General features: G+C 61.0%; 18 protein-coding genes. 4 read left to right on the top strand and 14 right to left on the bottom strand.

From position 1 onward, the window contains the following. Positions 1-4: 4 nt before the first annotated feature. Positions 5-775, top strand: a complete 771-nt coding sequence (locus HHL09_RS03950) for a hypothetical protein (RefSeq protein ID WP_169453187.1) — start codon at positions 5-7, stop codon at positions 773-775. Here the strand turns inward: HHL09_RS03950 and HHL09_RS03945 are convergent. Genes HHL09_RS03945 through HHL09_RS03910 form a run of 8 tightly spaced genes read right to left on the bottom strand, consistent with a single transcriptional unit; the run spans position 702 to position 6,423 of the window. Next, positions 702-1,616: a patatin-like phospholipase family protein gene (locus HHL09_RS03945; protein ID WP_169453186.1), complete on the bottom strand. Its 915-nt coding sequence runs from the start codon at positions 1,614-1,616 to the stop codon at positions 702-704. The two genes, HHL09_RS03950 and HHL09_RS03945, sit on opposite strands and share 74 nt — an antisense overlap. Then, a complete protein-coding gene (locus HHL09_RS03940; protein ID WP_169453185.1) occupies positions 1,613-2,614 on the bottom strand; it encodes a lysylphosphatidylglycerol synthase transmembrane domain-containing protein in 1,002 nt (333 codons plus the stop codon). The genes HHL09_RS03945 and HHL09_RS03940 overlap by 4 nt, the downstream gene beginning before the upstream one ends. 58 nt (positions 2,615-2,672) lie before the next feature. Beyond that, positions 2,673-2,933, bottom strand: coding sequence for an acyl carrier protein (locus tag HHL09_RS03935; protein WP_169453184.1), 261 nt, complete (start codon positions 2,931-2,933; stop codon positions 2,673-2,675). Positions 2,934-2,946: 13 nt separating this feature from the next. Then, positions 2,947-3,672 carry an SDR family oxidoreductase gene (locus HHL09_RS03930; protein WP_169453183.1) on the bottom strand — a complete coding sequence of 242 codons (726 nt, stop codon included), beginning with the start codon at positions 3,670-3,672 and terminating at the stop codon, positions 2,947-2,949. Between the two features lie 37 nt (positions 3,673-3,709). Continuing rightward, the gene (locus HHL09_RS03925; RefSeq protein ID WP_169453182.1) at positions 3,710-4,195 is read right to left on the bottom strand and encodes a gluconokinase; all 486 of its coding nucleotides are present in this window, start codon (positions 4,193-4,195) and stop codon (positions 3,710-3,712) included. Further along, positions 4,192-5,217, bottom strand: coding sequence for a zinc-binding alcohol dehydrogenase family protein (locus HHL09_RS03920; protein ID WP_169453181.1), 1,026 nt, complete (start codon positions 5,215-5,217; stop codon positions 4,192-4,194). Before HHL09_RS03920 ends, HHL09_RS03925 begins: the two co-directional genes overlap by 4 nt. A 4-nt stretch (positions 5,218-5,221) precedes the next feature. Beyond that, entirely contained in the window at positions 5,222-6,034 is an 813-nt protein-coding gene (locus HHL09_RS03915; RefSeq protein WP_205760976.1) for a sugar phosphate isomerase/epimerase family protein, read from the bottom strand. Next, on the bottom strand, positions 6,034-6,423 hold the full coding sequence (locus HHL09_RS03910; protein ID WP_169453179.1) for an RbsD/FucU domain-containing protein: 390 nt from the start codon (positions 6,421-6,423) through the stop codon (positions 6,034-6,036). The genes HHL09_RS03915 and HHL09_RS03910 overlap by 1 nt, the downstream gene beginning before the upstream one ends. Before the next feature lie 95 nt (positions 6,424-6,518). On the opposite strand from HHL09_RS03910, the gene HHL09_RS03905 reads away from it, so the two are divergent. Further along, the gene (locus HHL09_RS03905) at positions 6,519-7,208 is read left to right on the top strand and encodes a FadR/GntR family transcriptional regulator (protein WP_169453178.1); all 690 of its coding nucleotides are present in this window, start codon (positions 6,519-6,521) and stop codon (positions 7,206-7,208) included. 14 nt (positions 7,209-7,222) lie between these two features. Here HHL09_RS03905 and HHL09_RS03900 read toward each other — a convergent pair whose 3' ends face one another. Both HHL09_RS03900 and HHL09_RS03895 read right to left on the bottom strand, forming a co-directional pair. Next, positions 7,223-8,191: a metallophosphoesterase family protein gene (locus HHL09_RS03900; RefSeq protein WP_169453177.1), complete on the bottom strand. Its 969-nt coding sequence runs from the start codon at positions 8,189-8,191 to the stop codon at positions 7,223-7,225. Positions 8,192-8,274: 83 nt separating this feature from the next. Then, entirely contained in the window at positions 8,275-9,990 is a 1,716-nt protein-coding gene (locus HHL09_RS03895) for a serine/threonine-protein kinase (protein ID WP_169453176.1), read from the bottom strand. 123 nt (positions 9,991-10,113) lie between these two features. Here HHL09_RS03895 and HHL09_RS03890 point away from each other — a divergent pair, with 123 nt between their 5' ends. Together HHL09_RS03890 and HHL09_RS03885 are read left to right on the top strand one after the other, a co-directional pair. Next, entirely contained in the window at positions 10,114-11,526 is a 1,413-nt protein-coding gene (locus tag HHL09_RS03890) for a hypothetical protein (protein ID WP_169453175.1), read from the top strand. Further along, on the top strand, positions 11,523-12,800 hold the full coding sequence (locus tag HHL09_RS03885) for a hypothetical protein (RefSeq protein ID WP_169453174.1): 1,278 nt from the start codon (positions 11,523-11,525) through the stop codon (positions 12,798-12,800). Before HHL09_RS03890 ends, HHL09_RS03885 begins: the two co-directional genes overlap by 4 nt. Here HHL09_RS03885 and HHL09_RS03880 read toward each other — a convergent pair whose 3' ends face one another. The 4 genes from HHL09_RS03880 to HHL09_RS03865 form a co-directional block, all read right to left on the bottom strand. Beyond that, entirely contained in the window at positions 12,801-13,529 is a 729-nt protein-coding gene (locus HHL09_RS03880) for an RNA polymerase sigma factor (protein WP_169453173.1), read from the bottom strand. It abuts the gene before it with no gap. A 49-nt stretch (positions 13,530-13,578) separates the two neighbouring features. Continuing rightward, a complete protein-coding gene (locus HHL09_RS03875; RefSeq protein ID WP_169453172.1) occupies positions 13,579-13,929 on the bottom strand; it encodes a hypothetical protein in 351 nt (116 codons plus the stop codon). A gap of 5 nt (positions 13,930-13,934) precedes the next feature. Next, positions 13,935-15,815 carry a serine/threonine-protein kinase gene (locus HHL09_RS03870; protein WP_169453171.1) on the bottom strand — a complete coding sequence of 627 codons (1,881 nt, stop codon included), beginning with the start codon at positions 15,813-15,815 and terminating at the stop codon, positions 13,935-13,937. Positions 15,816-16,330: 515 nt separating this feature from the next. Next, the gene (locus tag HHL09_RS03865) at positions 16,331-18,019 is read right to left on the bottom strand and encodes a DUF4407 domain-containing protein (RefSeq protein WP_169453170.1); all 1,689 of its coding nucleotides are present in this window, start codon (positions 18,017-18,019) and stop codon (positions 16,331-16,333) included. Between the last annotated feature and the right edge of the window lie 110 nt (positions 18,020-18,129).

Below are 18,129 nucleotides of genomic sequence, written 5' to 3'. Positions count from 1 at the left end.
AAGCGTGAAGACCCTAGCGCCGATGTGCAAGCTTCCGGCAATATTCCTTCGGCTTCTGGCGGGCATCGCATGTCTGTTGGCATGCTCGTGCTTTGATATCAAGGAGGAGGTCTGGATCGAAAGCGATGGCGCGGGAAGGGCCGTGCTGACCTATCAGGTGCCCTGCTCGGCGGTGAAGCTTGCCGGTGGCAATGAGGCGCTGGAGACAAAGATCCGCGAGGCGATCGAGAAGCAGCTAAAGCTAAGGCTCGACGGGTTGCGTGTCGAAGACGACGGGGAGCGTGCCACGGTCGAAGTAAAACTGTCGACCGACTCCGTGCTCGCCCTGCGTGATCTGAAAAATAGCGGTGGTTTCAGTTCCATGCCGACGGCTGCGGTGGATCTCGCGGGAAAGTTCGAGGTTCACCGGCGAGGCCTCGATATCGATTTCGTGCGGACCATCCGCGTGCGGGAGGCACTTGGGCTCGCAAGCTTTGCGGTCCGCGAGGCGGATCGTCGGGATCGCCGCCTCGTTTACATCATCCATTTGCCAACCGAGGCGAGTGAAACGAATGCGACGGAGGTGCTGGATGAGGGGAAGACACTCAAATGGGATTCGAGCTTAGGCGATGCCATGAGGGAGCCATTGGTGACTCATTTCAAAGCACGGATCCCGGTGCCGCGAACCGTATGGCTTGCTGGCGGCCTGATCGGGCTGACGCTTAGCGGGCTGCTTCTGCGGCTGCTCGTGTCGCGCCGCCGGCGGCAAGTGCCGGGGCAGGTGCTGGAGGTGTGAGCGGCTTGGTCCAGCGGCGGCGCGCGGTCTCTTGGCCCGCCGCAAAGAAGCCTCGCGAGCGATCTCCGTGGAGCAGGCCCGGGTGATCGTGTCTGGTTTCGAGAAGGATCACGGTTTTGCCCAATTCCTCCGCACGCCGGACGCGGTGATCGAAGAGCTCATTGGATGCGACCGCGTGGCAGGCTCCCATGATTCCGCCAGGTGTTTCCCAAGGAAGCCCGCGGATGTCCGAGGAGTGCTGGATACGATGGACCACGATCGTGTGGATCGAGGGATCTTCCAGCCAGTGTTCGAAGGGGGTTTCATTTGCCACGCCGCCATCGAGGAAGTTCTCACCGTCGATTCGTTGGGGTTTGAAGAGCACCGGCATCGCGCAACTGGCGATGAGGAAATCATTCAGGGGCCCGCGGCCGCGGATCTCGCTCCGCTTTTTCGTGAGATTTGCCACGGCGATCTCGAGTTTGGGGCCACGCAATTCTTCGATCCGGGGGGTGCCAATGCGGCGGGCCAGATAGCGACGCAGGCGCACCCCGGAGAGGAGTCCGCTTCCGGCGAGACCGGTCAGGATTCCCGGCCAGCGGTAGAAGGCACCCAGGTCGAAGAAGGCGCGGCGGAAATGGAAATCGTAGATGATTTTCTCCAGTGCCTCGCCGCGCAGGCCCACGGTCCAGAGGCCGCCGGCCATGGCACCCGCGGAGGCACCGGCGATCCGGCCCGGCCGCAAGCCGAGCTCTTCCATGGCGCTGAGAAGGCCAAGATGGGCATAGTAGCCGAAAAACGAAGAGGACAGGCAGACGGCCAGTCCGGGATCGTGGCCGGGCTCTGGTGGCAGGCCGTTCATGCTTCGGCTTGGGTTGCTTCTTCGATCTGCTTCATCGACGTCCGGTCCCCCGGACGAAGGAAGAGAATGCCACCGAGAGCTGCCCACACAAGACTGCAGGCAAATCCAATGAGGGAACCGGAAACCGCGACGTCCGCGGGGAGTCCGGCGAGGTCATTCATGAGGATCTCAAAGGTCTTTTCCCGGACGCCGATGCCTGAGACGGAGAGCGGCATGGCGCTGATCGCATCTACCACCGGCATGGCGGTGAAGACCTGGCCTAGATTCACATTTCCCGCGATCGAGCGGGCTCCGCACCAGAAAGTGGCGTAGTAGACGGGAAGCATGAATGCGCTGGTGGACAGCGCGATGAGGGCGAGGCCCCATTTTCTACGATAGACATCGTAGATTTCGGGGACCCGCTTGAGGAATTCCCATTTCATCTTGCGGTCCGGCTTATGAATGCGGCCGTGGACCAAGGGGCTGGCCATCAGGAAGAGGAAGGCGATGAAGGCAAGACCCCCGCCGAAGAAGAACCAGGCGAACTTGATGGCACCCTTTCCGAGGGCGCTCTGGTCTTCCAAAGCTTGGAAGCGTCCCGCGGTCATGGCGAAGAATACAATGGCCATCGCCGCGAGCCCCACGAGGTGATCGATCATCACGGTCATCGTCACCGCGAGCTTTCGCTCCGGGTGATCGCGGATGAGAAGGAAGATCTTCGCGGCATCGCCGCCGACACCGCCGACGGCGAAGAGATTGAATAGATTGCCGATCAGGGTGAGTTCGGTGATACGCCAGAGCGTGACCTGGATGCCTTGGGCGCGCAGCAGCAGCCACCAGCGCACCGCCGAAAGCACGACCGTGGCACCACCGAGAAGGACGCCTCCGGCGATCCATCGCCAATCGAGGTCACCCGGGTGGGCGAGGGCGGAATGCTTGAAATCAATCCCCGAAAAGGCCCACCACAGGCAGCCCATCGTGAAGACCAGCTTCAGCAAGAAAAGCAGCCACTTCTTCATGAAATGGCGGATCCGGGATGGCGGCTGTCTTCCTCAGGACACATTCGTCATTCCTCGGTCAGCCCTTCGCCTCAATCGCCTTGGCAATTGTCTCCACGCTCTGGAGCACGCCTTTGGCTTTCTCCGCGTCGGCAATCTTGAGGCCGAAGTGCTTTTCGATCGCGACAACCAGTTGGAGGGCGTCCACGGAATCGAGGCCGAGGCCGCCGGCACCGAAGATCGCGGTTTCATCGGCGATCTCCGCCGCGTCGAAGTCGAGCATCAGTTCCTCGACCATCACTTCCTTGATCTTTTGCCGCAGTTCCGCGCCTTGTGCCATGATTCTGAGTCTGTTAGAAAATGCCGCCGTCGATTTTCAGGGCGGACCCTGTGACGTAGGCCGCATCCTGGCAAGCGAGAAAGAACACCGCGGATGCCACTTCCGTAGGGGTCCCGAAGCGGCGCATCGGGATTCCCGCCTTGGCCCGCTTGGCGGCTTCCTCGTCCATGTGGGAGAGGGCCTCGGTCTGAATATAGCCGGGGAGAAGGGCATTCACGGTGATCCCGGCCCGGGCGACTTCCTTTGCCAGCGTCTGGGTCAGCGCGACCACCCCGGCTTTCGCGGCCGCGTAATTGGTCTGCCCGAGCGGGGGCAGGACGGCGCTGAGCGAGGCGATATTGACGATCCGGCCGAAGCGCTGGCCCATCATCGGACGGATGACGGCGCGGCAGCCGAGGAAGACGGCATCGAGATTGGCGGAAATTACGGAGGACCAAGCGTCGTCCTCCATCGTGGCCAGCAGGCCATCGCGGTGCATTCCGGCGTTGTTCACCAGCACATCGAGCCGGCCATCTACTTCGAGGACTGTCGCCACGGCGGCCTCCCAACTTTCCTTGGAGGTCACCTCCAGCTCTACCAGCTGGCAGCGGTCAGGGAATTCCCCTACAAGCGCTTCTGCGTTCGTGCGATTCGCACGCACTCCGAGCCAGACTTTCGCCTCGGGATCCTTTTCCAGAAAGTAGCGTCCGATGCCGAGGCCGAGCCCGCCATTTCCGCCGGTGATGAGAATGCTGCGCACGGGACGGGCTAGCCGATCTTGCGGTCCGGCGCAAGGATCACGGAGCTTGCGGGAGAATCTGGAGCCCTTCGACGACGCGGGCTGCGATTGTCTCCGGACTGGCGTCGTTCGCCACCTCTGTCACGTCTTCGCCCAATTCCAAGGTCGCCAGTTGGGAATCTAGAAGGCTGGAAGGCATGAAGTGCTCTCTTTCCGCCATCCGATCCTCAATTGTGGAGCGTCCAGCAGTGAGAATGATAAATCTCACCTCACCACCCAAGGCCCGGAGGCGGTCGCGGTAGATCTTCTTTAGGGCAGAGCAGGCGAGAACGATGTTCTGATGGCTCGCAAGATAGGTCCCCAAAGCGTCGATCCAGCCCGCGCGGTCTTCATCGGTGAGAGGAGTGCCCTCGCTCATCTTCGCGATGTTCTCTGGAGGATGAAAGCCGTCCGCGTCGGCGAACTCATAGCCGAGTTGTTCGGCCAGAAGGACGCCGATGGTGGTCTTGCCGCTGCCGCTGACTCCTCCGAGGACGATTTTCATAGATCAATGATCACCTTGATCGCACCGACATTAGGATCGGTAAAGCGGGCAAATCCGGTGGGCACCTCGGCGAAGGGGATGCGATGAGTGATCCAAGCGTCGGTATCGATCTTTCCTTCACCAATCAGCTCGATGATCCGGGTGAAGTCCTTTGGGAGTGCATTGCGGGATGCGAGCAGCGTGAGCTCCCGGCGATGGAAAACCGGAGCGTGCGGGAATTTCAGCTCCTGTGTGGTGATGCCGACATAGACGATGCGCCCGGTGAAACCGGCGTATTGAAAGCAGTTCGACATCGATGCCGCGGAGCCGGTGGCATCAATCACCACGTCGGCGAGTTGACCGCCGGTGATGGTTTCCAGTTCGGGCAGTTCCGTGCCATCGCCGCGGACCAGCAGGCCATGCGGGATGCCGAGCTTCTCCCGGCAGAAATCGAGGCGGCCTTGGACCATGTCCATGACGATCACCCGTAGATCCATCAGCTTCAGGAATTCGAGGCAGGCCAAGCCGATGGGCCCGGCGCCGATGACCAAGACCGTTTCTCCCGGCTGGGGATTGCCCCGCTGCACCGCGTGGAAGCCGATGGCCAGAGTCTCGACTAAGGCGAGTTGGTCGTAGGAGAGATGATTTCCCGCGTGCAGCTTCCGCGCAGGGACGATCCATGAGTCTCGCAAGCCACCGTCCTGATGGACACCCAGCACCTGCACGCCGGGGCAGCAATTCGATGAGCCCTTCAGGCTGGTGGCTGAAGCAGGATCATTGACGTAAGGCTCCAGGGAAACCTTGTCCCCTGCCTTCACATTCTCGACACCGTCGCCTACCGAAAGCACTTCGAGGCCCAACTCGTGGCCCGGGATGCGGGGATAGGAAAAGAATGGCATCTTCCCGAGATAGCCGGAGAGATCCGTCCCGCAGATGCCCATGCTATGGGTGCGCACCAGTGCTTCGCCCGGGCCGGGAGCAGAGGGTTCAGGAAGATCGATAATACGGATTTCTCCGGGCTGGGTGAATTGGACGGCTTTCATCCTGCTAGATTCCAAATTTGCGGGTTGATTCCCTGGTCTGCCGGGCAGCGGCTTCGGGATCCCCGTTGGTGAAGATTTCCGCGGAAACGTAGCGTTGGTACGAGATGCCTCGTAGTGCGGCGATGACGGCCTCGGAGTCGGTGTGGCCGCTGCCCATGGCGAGGCGATTCGAATCTGCCCAGTGAACGTGGCCTACCCGTGGGCCAGCTTCGATGAGAGCGGCGGCCAAGTCGGGTTCCTCGATGTTCATATGGAAGAGATCGGCCAGCAGAAGGATGTTCTGAAGGTCGTGTTGTTCGAGGAACACCGCGGCAGGAGCAAGGCGATTGAAGAGGTTCGTCTCGTAGCGGTTGAGGGGTTCGTAGAGAAAAGGAACTCCAGCTTTGGCCGCAGCCTCGTTGATGTGCTTGAGAGCGGCGGCAAGGAAGCCGAGGCCTTGCGCGCGGGAGACTTCGCCGCCCCACTTGCCCTGCATCGAGCCGAGGATCACGGGAGCGCCGAGCTTTCCTCCGTAATCGACCATCCCGAGAATGAAATCGAGGGCTTGGGCACGCTTCTCTTGTGATGGATCGGTAAGGGATAATCCATGCTTTGCCATCCCGGCACCGCTGCCAATGGCGGCTACACCGAGTGCGTGTCCTTGGCAGAGCTCGCGGATGGTTTCTACCGGAACCTCGTCAGGCCCGGCGAAGAAGAGTTCCACGGCATCGAATCCGCAGGCCGCGGCTTTCGCGAAGGCGACGGGCAGTTCGTCATGGAAGACGAAGGGACCGGCTGCCATCTCTGGCACCCGGCAGAGTGTGACGGCAGTCTTCATCACTCGGATTCCAAGATGATATTGCCGTAAGGATTCGGATCGCCGGTGCGAATCAAGCCGATCGCCTTCGGGACCCGCTTCTTGAAATCGACATGAGGTTCGCGGGTTAGGGGGATCGAGCCGAAGGACTTGGCAAAGGCATCGATCTTTTCCGGGGTATTGGTCGCGAGGAACTCTTCGGCCTGCCAAATCCGCCCAACCTTGAAGTTAGGCGTGATCAGGTCCAACACATCCAAGACGGTTGGAATCCCCATGGTGAGGGAAATATCGACGGTTTCGATCTCCGGCCAGTAAGGAAATGCCCAGTCAGCAATTACCAGCGTATTTGTATGACGAATCCGCGCGAGAAGGCTTAGAACATGGGGATTGAGGATTCCGCTCTTGAGCATGCGAGCCATCATGCATGACAGAAGCTGCGCGTCATCCGGGAAAGTGTCCTGCTTTCCACTGGAAGCTTTCGCGGATGCAGGTCTAACTTTCGGGCGTGCAACGGAGAAGCGCCCAGATCGCAGGAGAACTTGAGCAGGAAGTGCTTGCTGGCAAGCTGCCGCCGGGAGACCGGCTGCCATCGGAGGAGAAGTTGTGCGAGCGCTTCGGCGTGAGCCGCACGGTGATCCGCGAAGCCATCCAGCAGCTCCGTGGCCGCGGCCTCCTGCGCACCCTCAAGGGCTCCGGCACCTATATTGCCGATCCAAGCCTGGAGTCCCTCGGGAATGCCGTGGAGAGCTATTCGGTCCTGGCTGAGGAGAGTGATTTCCTGGAGCTGATCGATTTCCGCATTCTCATCGAGACGGAGTGTGCGCGTCTTGCCGCGAAGAATGCGGGCGAGGCCGTGATCCGGGAGTTGCGCCGTATTCTCGACACCATGGAGAAGGTCCGTGGTGCCAAGGACAAGTTCAGCAAGGCGGATATCGCCTTCCATCTGGCGATCGCCCGGGGCTCGGGCAATGGCATTTACTCGATCCTGCTTGGTGCCTTGGAGAAGCGCTGCATCGAATACGCGCAGGCGAACCGGGGCGATGGCGATTGGTCCACCCCTGTCATCGACGGCCATCGCGACATCTTGGAGGCAATCGAAGCCAGCATGCCGGACAAAGCTGCCGAGGCGATGCGCAAGCACCTGTTGTCCTCCCGCCGCCACTTCGTGGATCTGGAGCAGGGCGGGGGACGCTGAGGTTTTGCAGGTGCTTAGATTGCCTTCGAATCCACTCCCCGGATTTCGGCGCGGATGAAGTCCGCCTCGATGTCCGTGCTTTGGTAGTTCAGGTCCTGAGGGGATGGCTTTTGCCATTCCGACTTCATTGCCCGGATAGTGAAGCTGCCTTGCGCGGGATCGATTTCCAGCACGGTGAAGAGCGGCTTCACGTAGGGCCCGCTGCTCGCCAGTGCGGGAAACTGCTTGGCGAGTTCGGGGTCGAGCCGGTCGTGGCGGTACTGGCCACCCATCCAGAAGTAGGAGGCCGAGTTGATGTGAACGTAGGGAATGCCGTTGATACGGCGGCAGTGGTCGATGTGCCAGTGGCCGTTGAAGCATCCGGCGACCTTCGCTTTGCCATCCGGGGTGCGGGCCTCTTCGATCACGCGGCGGACGTCCTCCTGATTGTCGATACAGGCCGGGCGCTCCAGGCTTTGGTGAGAGAAGATGAAAGTGTTTAGCTTTGTGGCCGCCAGATCTGCGGCCAGCCAATCGACCTGATCCTTGGCAATGAAATGCGGGTAGCCGCTTTTCCAGCCCTCCGGCTTGTCGTTCGCGTCCAGGACCACGAAGTGGCAGCCGCCCATGTCGAAGGAGTAGTAGCGATTCTCCATCCCGTAATAGGCGACGGTTTCTTCGCGCTTGAAGCCGCCGTCCATGTCGTGATTGCCAAGCACGTGATACTTTGGTCCCGGGAAGCCGTGGAAGATTTCCAGGAAGCCTTGGTTCTTCGGCTTCGGCTGGCAGAAGTCGCCGAGCTGGATGACGGCATCGACCTTCTCCAAGTTCATGGCATCGATGAATGCCTTCAGTCGTTCATCGGCGTCCGGCACGAGGTCCTTGTGGATGTCCGCGATGAGGCCGATGCGGAGCTTTTTGTTAGATCCGTCCGCGGCGATCACAGGAAGAGGGAAGGTGGCGGTGGCTGCGAGGGATTGGATGAAGCGCCGGCGTGTTTTCATGGAGCGCATACTACGCTGCATGGTCCCCCGATCTGGGTGACAAATTCGCCAGCAACCGTGGCAATCTCGCAAGCCGCTTCATCTCAGGGAGGAGGCGGGGAGCTCTTTTTCTTATGGAGCGCACGGAGGACCAGCACGGCGACGAGGACCGAACTTAGAATCAAGATCGCTCCTTCCTCCAGGCCGGAGGTCCACCATGCGAGGATGAGCAGCAGGGCTGGTGCGAAGTGGAGGATCAGCTTCCAAGTCTCCGATTTCTTTTCAGCGGGGACAAGCGGAGAACGCGGTGGGGCTGGCTGACCGGGTTGTTTGGATTTCTTCAGCCTCGCCCATACCGGAAGCCCGGCCGAGATCGCGATGCTGAACGCGATGATGATGCTGTTCCAGAATCCGAAGCTGGAGAGGGCCGCGTTTGCCCATGGTTGGAAGAAACGGATGGCTTCCGGGTCTTTCCTCATCGGGCCGAGAACATATTCCCCGACCACGCCGCCGCCGTGGGCATAGTAGCCGATCGCCATGCCTCCCACCGCGGCGATTCCGCCGATGGCAAGTCCGGCGAAAGCACCGAGCAGCCCGATCCCAAGTCCGCCGAAAGCGATCACGCCGAGCGCGCAGCCGCCGTATCCGACGATCCCGAGCGTCAATCCTCCGAAGGCCAAACCACCCACGGCGACACCGCCGAACGCGATGCCCCCGATCGCGGTGTCTCCCACTGCCAGCCAGCCGCGAGCGATGCGGCGCTTCCCGGTTTGCAGGTCCATCCCCGAAGCGATGTGGACGAGAGGCAGTCCCATGAACTCACGCTTGGAGCGGTAGTCGACGCCTTCGAGACGTTGCCATGCGTTGAAGGCCGGAGAGGATGCCGGCGTCGCAGGGGCAGGGCTATGCGCGACGCTTTGGACGAAAGTCCGGAAATCCGCCGCGGTCTGGAAACGTCGCTCGGGTTCCTGCTCCAAGGCGCGGAGGACGACTTCGTCCAAGCGGACGTCGATCTGCACGCGCTTCGAAGGCGCGAGCGGAGAGGAAGAGGGTCGCTCACCGGTGAGCATTTCGTAGAGAACCACGCCGAGTGCGTAGATATCCGCTCGGTGATCGATCCTGGTGGCATGCGCAGCCTGCTCCGGTGCCATGTAGGCCGGCGTGCCGGAGCGGTCCGCGGAATCTCCTGCGATGGTGGCGATGCCGAAATCAGCGATCTTCACGCGGCCATCCCGGTCCAGCAGGATGTTCTCAGGCTTGATATCCCGGTGGACAATGCCGTGGTCGTGGGCGAACTGGAGGGCCTCGCAGATGGGAGGGACGATCGCGAGTGCCTGCTCGGGCGCCATTTTCCCCTCGCGTAGCAGGTCCCGCACGTTCACGCCGTTGATGAACTCCATCACGAGGTAGTAGAGCCCGCCGGTCTCGCCGAAGTCGTGAATGGTGACGATATGCGGATGATTCAGCCTCGCAAGTAGCTCGGCCTCGTGGGCGAAGCGGCTGGCGAACTTCAGGTCTTTGACTCGCTCGGGAGCGAGGATCTTGATCGCGACCACCCGGTTCAGGGATTTCTGGCGAGCCTTGTAGACCACGCCCATACCGCCTCGTCCGAGGCATTCCAAGATCTCGAACTGGGGAAAGCGGTCGGCGATCTCGCCGGGTTCCGGGGCTGAGGATTGCTGCTCGTTTTCCCGTCCCGGGTCGATGGTCCGGGATGCCATGGCCTGAGCCATCAGGCAGGCGGGGCAGACGCCGTGCGGGCTGCTTGCCGGGAGCTGTTTTCCGCACTCGGGGCAGAGGCTGGATGGGGTCGCGTTCATCTTGGTCTGCTCATTGCCATCCGTGCGGGCTTGTTACCGAATTTGTTGGCAGATTGAAAGGAGATGGAGCGTATGCAGCGAGGTAGCCTTGCCTCCCCGGGCTGCCCTGTCATTCATGGTTTCATGAGGCGTCTCCTCGTTATCGTTCTCCTCTTCGCCAGTCATGGGGTCGCCCTGTGGTGGGGGAGCCGTTCGCCGCGGCAAGGGCTGCGCGACGTGCCTGATTCCTCGGTGGAAGCTCGGGTTCAGGCGAAGTCGGAGCTTGGCCACATCCTCACTGCCTACCGGGCCGAGAAAGCTGCGGCGGATCGGAAGAAACAGGAGGACGAGAGAACGCTGGACGCCCGGATTGAAGAAGCCCGGAGCCGGATTCGTCAGGAAGATGATTTGGTCAGGCTCGTGAGGGAGACGATCAACAAGGGAGGGATTCCAAACGCGGAAGTGATCGCGGCCTTTGGGGCGTGGTTCGAGCGGGATCCGGCGGCCGCGTTGAAGGAGGCTCAGGATGGGATGCGAACGGGGCATTGGTACTTTCGCGGGGAGATTACCCGGCATTTCAAGAGAGAAGGTTTGGCCAATCTACAGCGCTACTTGGACCTCTCTCCCAAAGCGAACCGCTTCTTGCTGATGACGGCGTGGGAGTCGGTGTGGGAGCAGGGAAAGGTAGATTCCGCTTTGGAGGCTGCGGCGGGTCTTACCCGACAGAAGGATCGCTTGGAATTCCTCAGCTACGGCTGGAATGCGGAGCAACTGAGCGGTCATCTTGGAGAGGCGATCGGGCTTTTCGACAAGGCCGGTGCGGTGGCTTTTCTGGGCGGGATTTCGATTACGCAGGAAACCGATGTTGCCGCGCTGCAGGAGGAAGCAAGGGAGGCAGGATTCCCTCCGGAGGCACTGGCTGCGTTGGAGAGGAAATTGAAGCCGAGCGAGTGGGCGGCCCAGGAGAATGCGGCTGGAGAACGCCTCGAACTGGTGAAGGAAACCCCGGAGCTCTTTGCCGAAACGATCGCGAAGGAGCAGGAGAAGCAGAACGCCATCAGTTTCTTGCAGACCCGTGACACCTTCCGGGGAGACGGATGGAAGATCGTGGCGCCGGACCTTGAGGAATGGCAGACGGAAGTGGCTCGCGGGACGCTGGCCCCAGCCGGTCTTTATGAGAAGCTCATGGAGACGGTCCCGGGTAGCGAGAAGATCTCGCAGCCTTTGTTGAGCACCGCGGCGTTGGCGAGCTTCAACGTGGACCCGGTCAAGACCATGGAATGGCTGAAGGAGACGCGGCCCGACTGGATGGAACTCGCGGAGGCGATATTCCAATCCAACTCGTCCAGTTCCGAGACGGCGCATCCCGGTGAGGTCTATGCCGCCATCTTCGGGGGCTATCAGGAACTTTCGGAGCCGCTCTTGGATCGCTTGGGTTCGAATTTCCTTTATCGGGGCTTAGAGGAACCCGCGGTCTATGAGGAAATCTACCGACAGCTTCCGGACGGCGCGCTCAAGCGCAAGCTGGCCTCCAAAAGGAAGGAGCGTGGACAATGAACCGGAAGATCGTGGCTTTTGGTTTGTTGCTGGTTTGTTCCCACCTGCTCGTGTTCTTCGCGAGCAGACCGGATGCGGCAGCCGTAGGGGCGAGCGGGCCGGAAGGCGAGAGCCTGAATGCCAAGCGGGCCGGATCCAAGTCGCGCTTGCGTGGCGAGGAGGACGGAGTGAATTCCTATCGGCGACTTTTGGTTGAGTTGGATGCCAGCGATCTGAAGGGGAGCGACTACAAGGACGCACGAGATGCGCTGATGATTGAATGGATCCGGAAGGATCTCCGGGGGGCAATAGCCCACTTCTTCTCTCCGCAGCACTACGCACGATTCCGGATGGCTCTGAACAACTGGAGTGGCGGGGTGTCCTCGGCGCTGGCCGAGGAAATGGTCCGGCAACCTCTGCAGAGTTGGGATTGGATCTCGTCGGATAGCTACGGATCGAACCGCCGAACCGTGATTAAGCGATGGGTCTACACGATGCGGAACGCCGGTCGGCGGGATGTCTTGCTGGCCCGGGCTGCGGAGGGTGAGAAATACATGGAGGATCCCTTGTTCGAGGAGTGCCAGATGATGAATGCCGAGGAACTCCGCCAGATGCGCGAGCTGTGGGACAAAGGGCTTTATCGAGGGATGAGCAATGCCTATGTGGGTCGACAGCTCGAACTGGCGGATGGGGATTTCCGGACGCTTTATGATCAGGAGAATGATCCCAAATTGAAGGAGGCACTTCTTCCCCAGTGGGTCTCCCAAGAGATCAGCATCCTGCCGATGGAGAAGGCACTCGATCGTTTGGATGAGGTTCCCGAGGAGCTGCTGCCGGAGGCGTTGCGGCTCGTGACAGGCGCCGTCAGCAACAATGATGGCGATGCGAGCGGGGAAGGTGTCGTGAAGCTTCTGGAGGAGTTGGACCGCCGTGATTTGTGGCGGCTTATACCGGAGAGGGAGGTCGGCTACTTTATCTCCCAACAGCTGTCATACGAGGTGGGACGGTCCGATCCGGGACTTCAGGTCGAGCAGCTGGGAGCCATTGATCGGGATGACCTCCGGCAGATTGCCTTGCGGGAGGCGGGCCGGAAATGGGCGGCGCATTCGAGTTCCGATGACCTGCTGCAGAGCATGAAGACTCTTCATTCCGGGGAGAATCGGGATCGCTTCATCAGCGGTGTCTTGGAGTACACCCATGAGAAGGAAGTTTTCGCAGCGCTGAGAGAGCAAATCGAGGATCCGGCGATCAAGGAAAAGGCTCCCAAGGAACCGTGGGTGGGAGAGGGCGGGTGATTACTGTCCGGTGAGCGCAGCGAAGAGGGCGCGCATCTCTTCATCCACCAGGTCGTCGGTGGTAAGGGTTCGCGCGATTTCATCGCGGAGGCGTTGACGGTAGCGTTTGCGCAGGCGATGGACGGCGACTCGTGCAGCACCTTCGCTCATTCCGAACTCCTTGGCGATCGCGGTGTAGGAAATGCGATCGCTGCTCATGCTGAGAAAGGGTTTCCAGCGGGTGAAATCCTGGTCCTTTTCATCGTTCCCCAGATCATCGAGCACCTTGTCGAGGAGGGCGATGGCCCACTCGCGGTCGAAGTGTTTGTCGGGGCTGCGGTCGTCCGGCGGTTCGATGCCCAAGCCGGTTTCAGCATCGCGCCAATCGATGGAGAGATGGGTGATGAGGCCGCCGCGCTTCTGGCGGTGATCGCGTCGCCATTCGTTGGCCAGGTAGTTTTTCAGTGCCGCGAGCAGGAATGCGCGGAAGCGGCCACGCTCGCGGTCCACGGAGCCAAGGCCCTTGCCCTCGAGGAGGTGGAGGAAGAAGCCTTGGACGAGGTCCTCGGCATCCTGTTCTTGGCGACCGCTGCGCCGGACATAGCGATAGAGCGGCGGCCAGTAGATCTGGAAAAGCTGCGCGAGACCTTCCTCAGCCCGGCTGTCCTCGCCGCAAGCGGCGTCTCCCACCAGCGTCCAGCGCGTGGTGAGGAAGAGAGAGACCCGGGAGTTCTCCGATGGGGAGGGCATGTCGAAGAACCCTACCGGAAAAGCGGCACCGTGTTACATGGAAAATCCATCAGCGGGTCTGTAAACCGCTGGGGCGCGGGGTGGTTTTTTCGAGCCGCGCGCTGAGGTCCTGGATCTCGACTTTGAGTTCGGCGAGGGACCTCTGAATGACCTCCATTTTGCGTGTGGTCAGCTCGACCTCCGGATTGTTGGGACCGAGGGAGCTTCCTTGCAAATCGCGCTCGAGGCGGGTTTCGCGGAGCATGGTCTGAAGCTTTTCGTAGTGCTTGAGCGCGACATCCAGATCGACCTGGCAGATGCGCACTTCGATGGAAGCGGCGCGCGCGGGAGTTTCGAATTGGGCGGGGGTGACTCCGGTCAGGAACGCGGAGGTGGCGAATGCGACAAGAGGGAGTTTCATGGGATTCAGCGTTGTGGTTGGGATTCGGATCTCTTTTGGAGGTCGAGGATGGAGTGCCGGATTTCATCGATTTGAAGCCGGAGAAGTTCCAAGAGGCGCTCTTGTTCCTTCTGGTCGGTTTCCGAGCCGCGGGATACCGCGAGATTGCGCTGCAGCTCGGCCTCGCGAAGGCGAATCTGAAGATCCTCGTAGCTCTTGAAAGCGGCGCTGAGCTCGATTTCGAGGAGCCGGTCCCGCTTGGGGATCTCGGTTTGCGTCCGATTGACCGAGATATCGTGGAGCCCGAGCCGGGACAAGGTCGTGAGCAGATCGGTGACCGGTTTGGCGGGTGAGGACGGGCTGGCGGTGATCGTGACGGAGTGAGCGGAGTTGCCTGTTGCCCGCTGGCGGAGCTGATCGGTCAATTGCTCCATGGTGGTCGGGGTGCCATCGAGAAGGTATTCGCCTTCACCACGAACGAGGATCTGGGAACGCTGGATCACCGGGGTCAAGTCGCCGGCCATGGCGGAGGGCGGGGCGGGAGAAGGAGCTTCGACCAGAGGCGGAGTGGAGAGCGGCGCTCTCCGGGCCTCTTCATCGGCCTCACGGGCGGCGATTCTCGCGATTTCCGCTTGCCGCCTGTAACTCTCTTCCACTTGCCTGGCCACCTCTTCTCTTCTGCTCATCCCCACGGAGCGGAGTGCCAGGTAGCCGAGGTTCACGAGGATGAAGATTCCCCACAGCGTCAACAGGACTTTGCCAATGCGTGTTCTGCGGGACATGATCGTGAAGACGATCGAGGCGAGAAGGCAGAGGATGCCGAAAAAGACCACGCCCTCGTCCCGCTTGGCAAAACTGAGAAGAAGCGGCGTGCCGAGGAAGGCCATGAGCAAGGTGCCCAATGCCAGCTTCGGGATCATCGGCGAAGTGTGATTGGAAGGGGCCTTGAATGGTGCTGACAAGGGGGCTTCCGGTGGCGGTGGAGGCGCCGCGGCGGGTGCCATGGTCTCGACCAGCGTCTTGAATTCGCCCGCGGTCTGGAAGCGTAGCTCGGGTTTGTTCTCAAGGGCGCGGAGCACGATCTCATCGATCTTCACATCCACCCGCACCTTCTTGGACGGCTCCTTGAAATCCTTGCCCGGGCGTTCCCCGGTGAGCATCTCGTAGAGCACCACGCCCAAGGCATAGATGTCCGCGCGGTGATCGATCTTCGCGGCGTGTGCGGCTTGCTCCGGAGCCATGTAGGCCGGGGTTCCCGAGCGGTCCGCGGCATCCCCCGCAATGGTGGCGATGCCGAAGTCCGCGATCTTCACGCGGCCCTCGCGGTCGAGCAGGATGTTCTCCGGCTTGATGTCGCGGTGGACGACGCCGTGGTTGTGAGCGAATTGCAGTGCCTCGCAGATCGGCGGGATGATGGCGAGTGCTTGCTCGGGCTCCATCTTCCCATCGCGCAGGAGGTCGCGGACGTTCACGCCATCGACGTACTCCATCACGATGTAGTAGAGACCGCCTGCATTGCCGAAGTCGTGGATGGTCACGATGTTCGGCTGGTTGAGGCGGGCGAGCAGCTTTGCTTCCTTCTCGAAGCGTTCGGCGAAACCGGGATCATTCTGGAATTCGCCGGGGAGAATCTTGATCGCGACGGTGCGATCGAGCGCCTTCTGCCGGGCCTTGTAGACGATGCCCATGCCACCGCGGCCGAGGCATTCGATGATTTCGAATTGCGGGAACTTCTGTTCGAGTTCGGCGGGGGAAGGAGGGGGGTGCGAAGGGGAGCTTTCCCCGGTCGGCATGGTGCGCGTCCGGAGATTCATCGCCAGCAGGCAGCGCGGGCAGAGGCCGGCCGCATCGGTCGGGCTCAACGGTGCGCCGCAACGCGGGCAGGTGGATGGGTTCGTGTCGCTCATGCCCGGTGATTCAGGAAAGGAGGGGGCTTGTTACAGGAAATCAGCATGAGCAGATTCGGGAGGGAAAGCCGCGGGAAAAGTGGGAGGACCGTGGGGAGCTGGTGCCTGTTCCGCCTGTTATAACAGGAAAAATAACAGGCGGGTGAAGGGAGAAATCACCAATCGTCGATCTCCTAATTATCAAACGAAGTGCGCTTCGCGGGAATAAAGTGGGGCGGATGAATGCGCGGACGAGGGGCATGCTGGCGGGAAGTTTCGCACATGTGGGCGGTGGGTTTCTACTGCCAGGATCGGCTAAAACGGGGATGGATGAATTTGCAGGCCTCCCTGCACTCCCTTGTAGTGCGATACCTTTTCCCTAAAGACCCAGGGTTGCGTGCTTCGCGCTTGCCTTGGGCTATCTCCCTCCCGCCCCTTTGGGGCTTTAGAAGGTTCCGCTCTGCGTGGGTACTTAAAAAAGGCCCCGGTTTTCCGGGGCCTTTCTTGGAGAGGAATAGAGAGCTGATCGAGTCGCTTCAGGCGTGCTGGCCGGCGAAGAAGGCTTCCATGCGGCGCTGCATGTCCTCGTAAAAGCGCTTCTTGATGGCTTCGAGGGCGGCGAGCTTTTCGGGGCCGGCGTGGCGGGCTTCTTCCTGCTCCATGCGGATTTTCTCGGCGAAGGATTTTTCCATCTGGATCAGTGAATCGAGAAACTCCTGTGCGGCTCGGCTGTGCTCGACGCCGTCGACGAGGGCATTTTCCAGACGCTTGTTCCGGGTGACTGCGAGGAGATTGCCTGCGGACAGGCTTTCCATGTAGCGGCGGTGACTGGTGCGGAAGGCGCGGTGCTCACCATCGAAGACGATTTCATCGCGATCGAGCAGGGTGTCGTAGGGACCCGGCTTGGTGAAGAACTTCACGATGAGCGGGATGGTATCCACCAGCATGAAGAGCAAGGTGAGGACGAGATAGGTGGCGAAGGCGAATTGGCCGCCTTCACTGCCTTCCTTGAAAAGACCGTGCAGGGCGAGAGTCTGGGTGAGGATGTCCTTGCGCGGCTCTGCCTGGATGGCGGCGACGCGGTTGGCTTCCTCAGTCGCCACGGCCGCGAGTTCGTTCTGGGCGCGCTCGAGCTCCTGCAATCTTGTGTCGATCTGCTGCTTGATGGTTTCGCGCAGGGCATTCTGCTGCGTCACGAAGGAGTCAGCCTGGTTTTGCTCCACCTGCTGCTTCAGCGCGGCGACGCGGTCTTCCTCGGCTTTGTTCTTCTTTTGGATTTCGGCGAGCTTGGCTTCGAAGGCGGAAATGGCGCCTTTCTCGGCCTCGCGGACTTGGGTCTGCAGGGTAGCTTTTTCGGCAGTGAGGTGCTCCAAGAGCGCGCCGAGGCGCTTTGACTCCTCGCGGCGCGGTTCAAGCTGGTCGGCACGGATCGAGCGGGCGCGCGGGCCTTCGCCCTTCATGCCGGAGCGCTGGCCATTCAGCTCACGTTCGAATTCCGCCTGCCAAAAACCGAGTTCGCTCTGGAGCTTGGTATACTGCGGGGAGAGTTCGTCGGCCTGGGTGTTGATGGCATCGAGACGGTCCTTGAAGGGCTTTGTCGCCTCGTCGGTGGCGGCCTTCAGCTCCGTCTGCTGCTCGGCGGTCAGACCGGGGATCGCGGCGGCGGCCTCGGTCTTCTCCTGCATGATGAACTTGGCCTGGAAGGTCTCGTTCCACTTTTCACGCTGGGCGGCGATGGCTTCCTCAAGCTTGGTGATCTCGGTGCGGACCCTGTCCTTGCCCACCGCGAACTTGCCACGCTCCTGGCTGATTTCCTGAGAGCGCTCTTCCTCGACGACGGTGTTGATGGTGTCGCGGAACAGCAGCAGCACCAGCGGGTGCGCAATCGTCAGGCCCATGAGGATGGCGACGATGAGACGCAGGGAAAACTGGGACAGCTTCCGCCACCAGGACATGAAGGGCCGGTAGCCAGCGAGCAGGGCGCGGTCGATGGTGAGAATGATGAAGGCCCAGACGGCCGCCACCGGGTAGATCACCTTGGGATTATCGGTGAGCGTGGATAGCGCGTAGGAACACGCGATGAAGGCGAAGGCGCAGGGGACCAGCACGGTCGCGCCGAAGGCGACGTACTTGCGCTGTTCCCATGCCGGGCAGAGCTCCAATGTCTCGGTGCCCGCGCCTGACAGCCAGAAGAAGAGGCGCTTGAAGGGATTGGACTCGTTCATAGTGAGCGACGGTAGATGAAAGCGGTTTTTCCGGCGAAAGCGAGGCCGAGCTCGGAATTTATCGCGGAAACGGGAGAAAATGTCGGGCTCTCTCACTCAAACGAAAAAGA

Source organism: Luteolibacter luteus, assembly GCF_012913485.1.
In the GTDB taxonomy this organism is placed as follows: Bacteria; Verrucomicrobiota; Verrucomicrobiia; order Verrucomicrobiales; family Akkermansiaceae; genus Haloferula; species Haloferula lutea.
The sequence above is the reverse complement of the archived record's forward strand: the minus strand, read 5'-3'. Positions and strand labels throughout refer to the sequence as shown.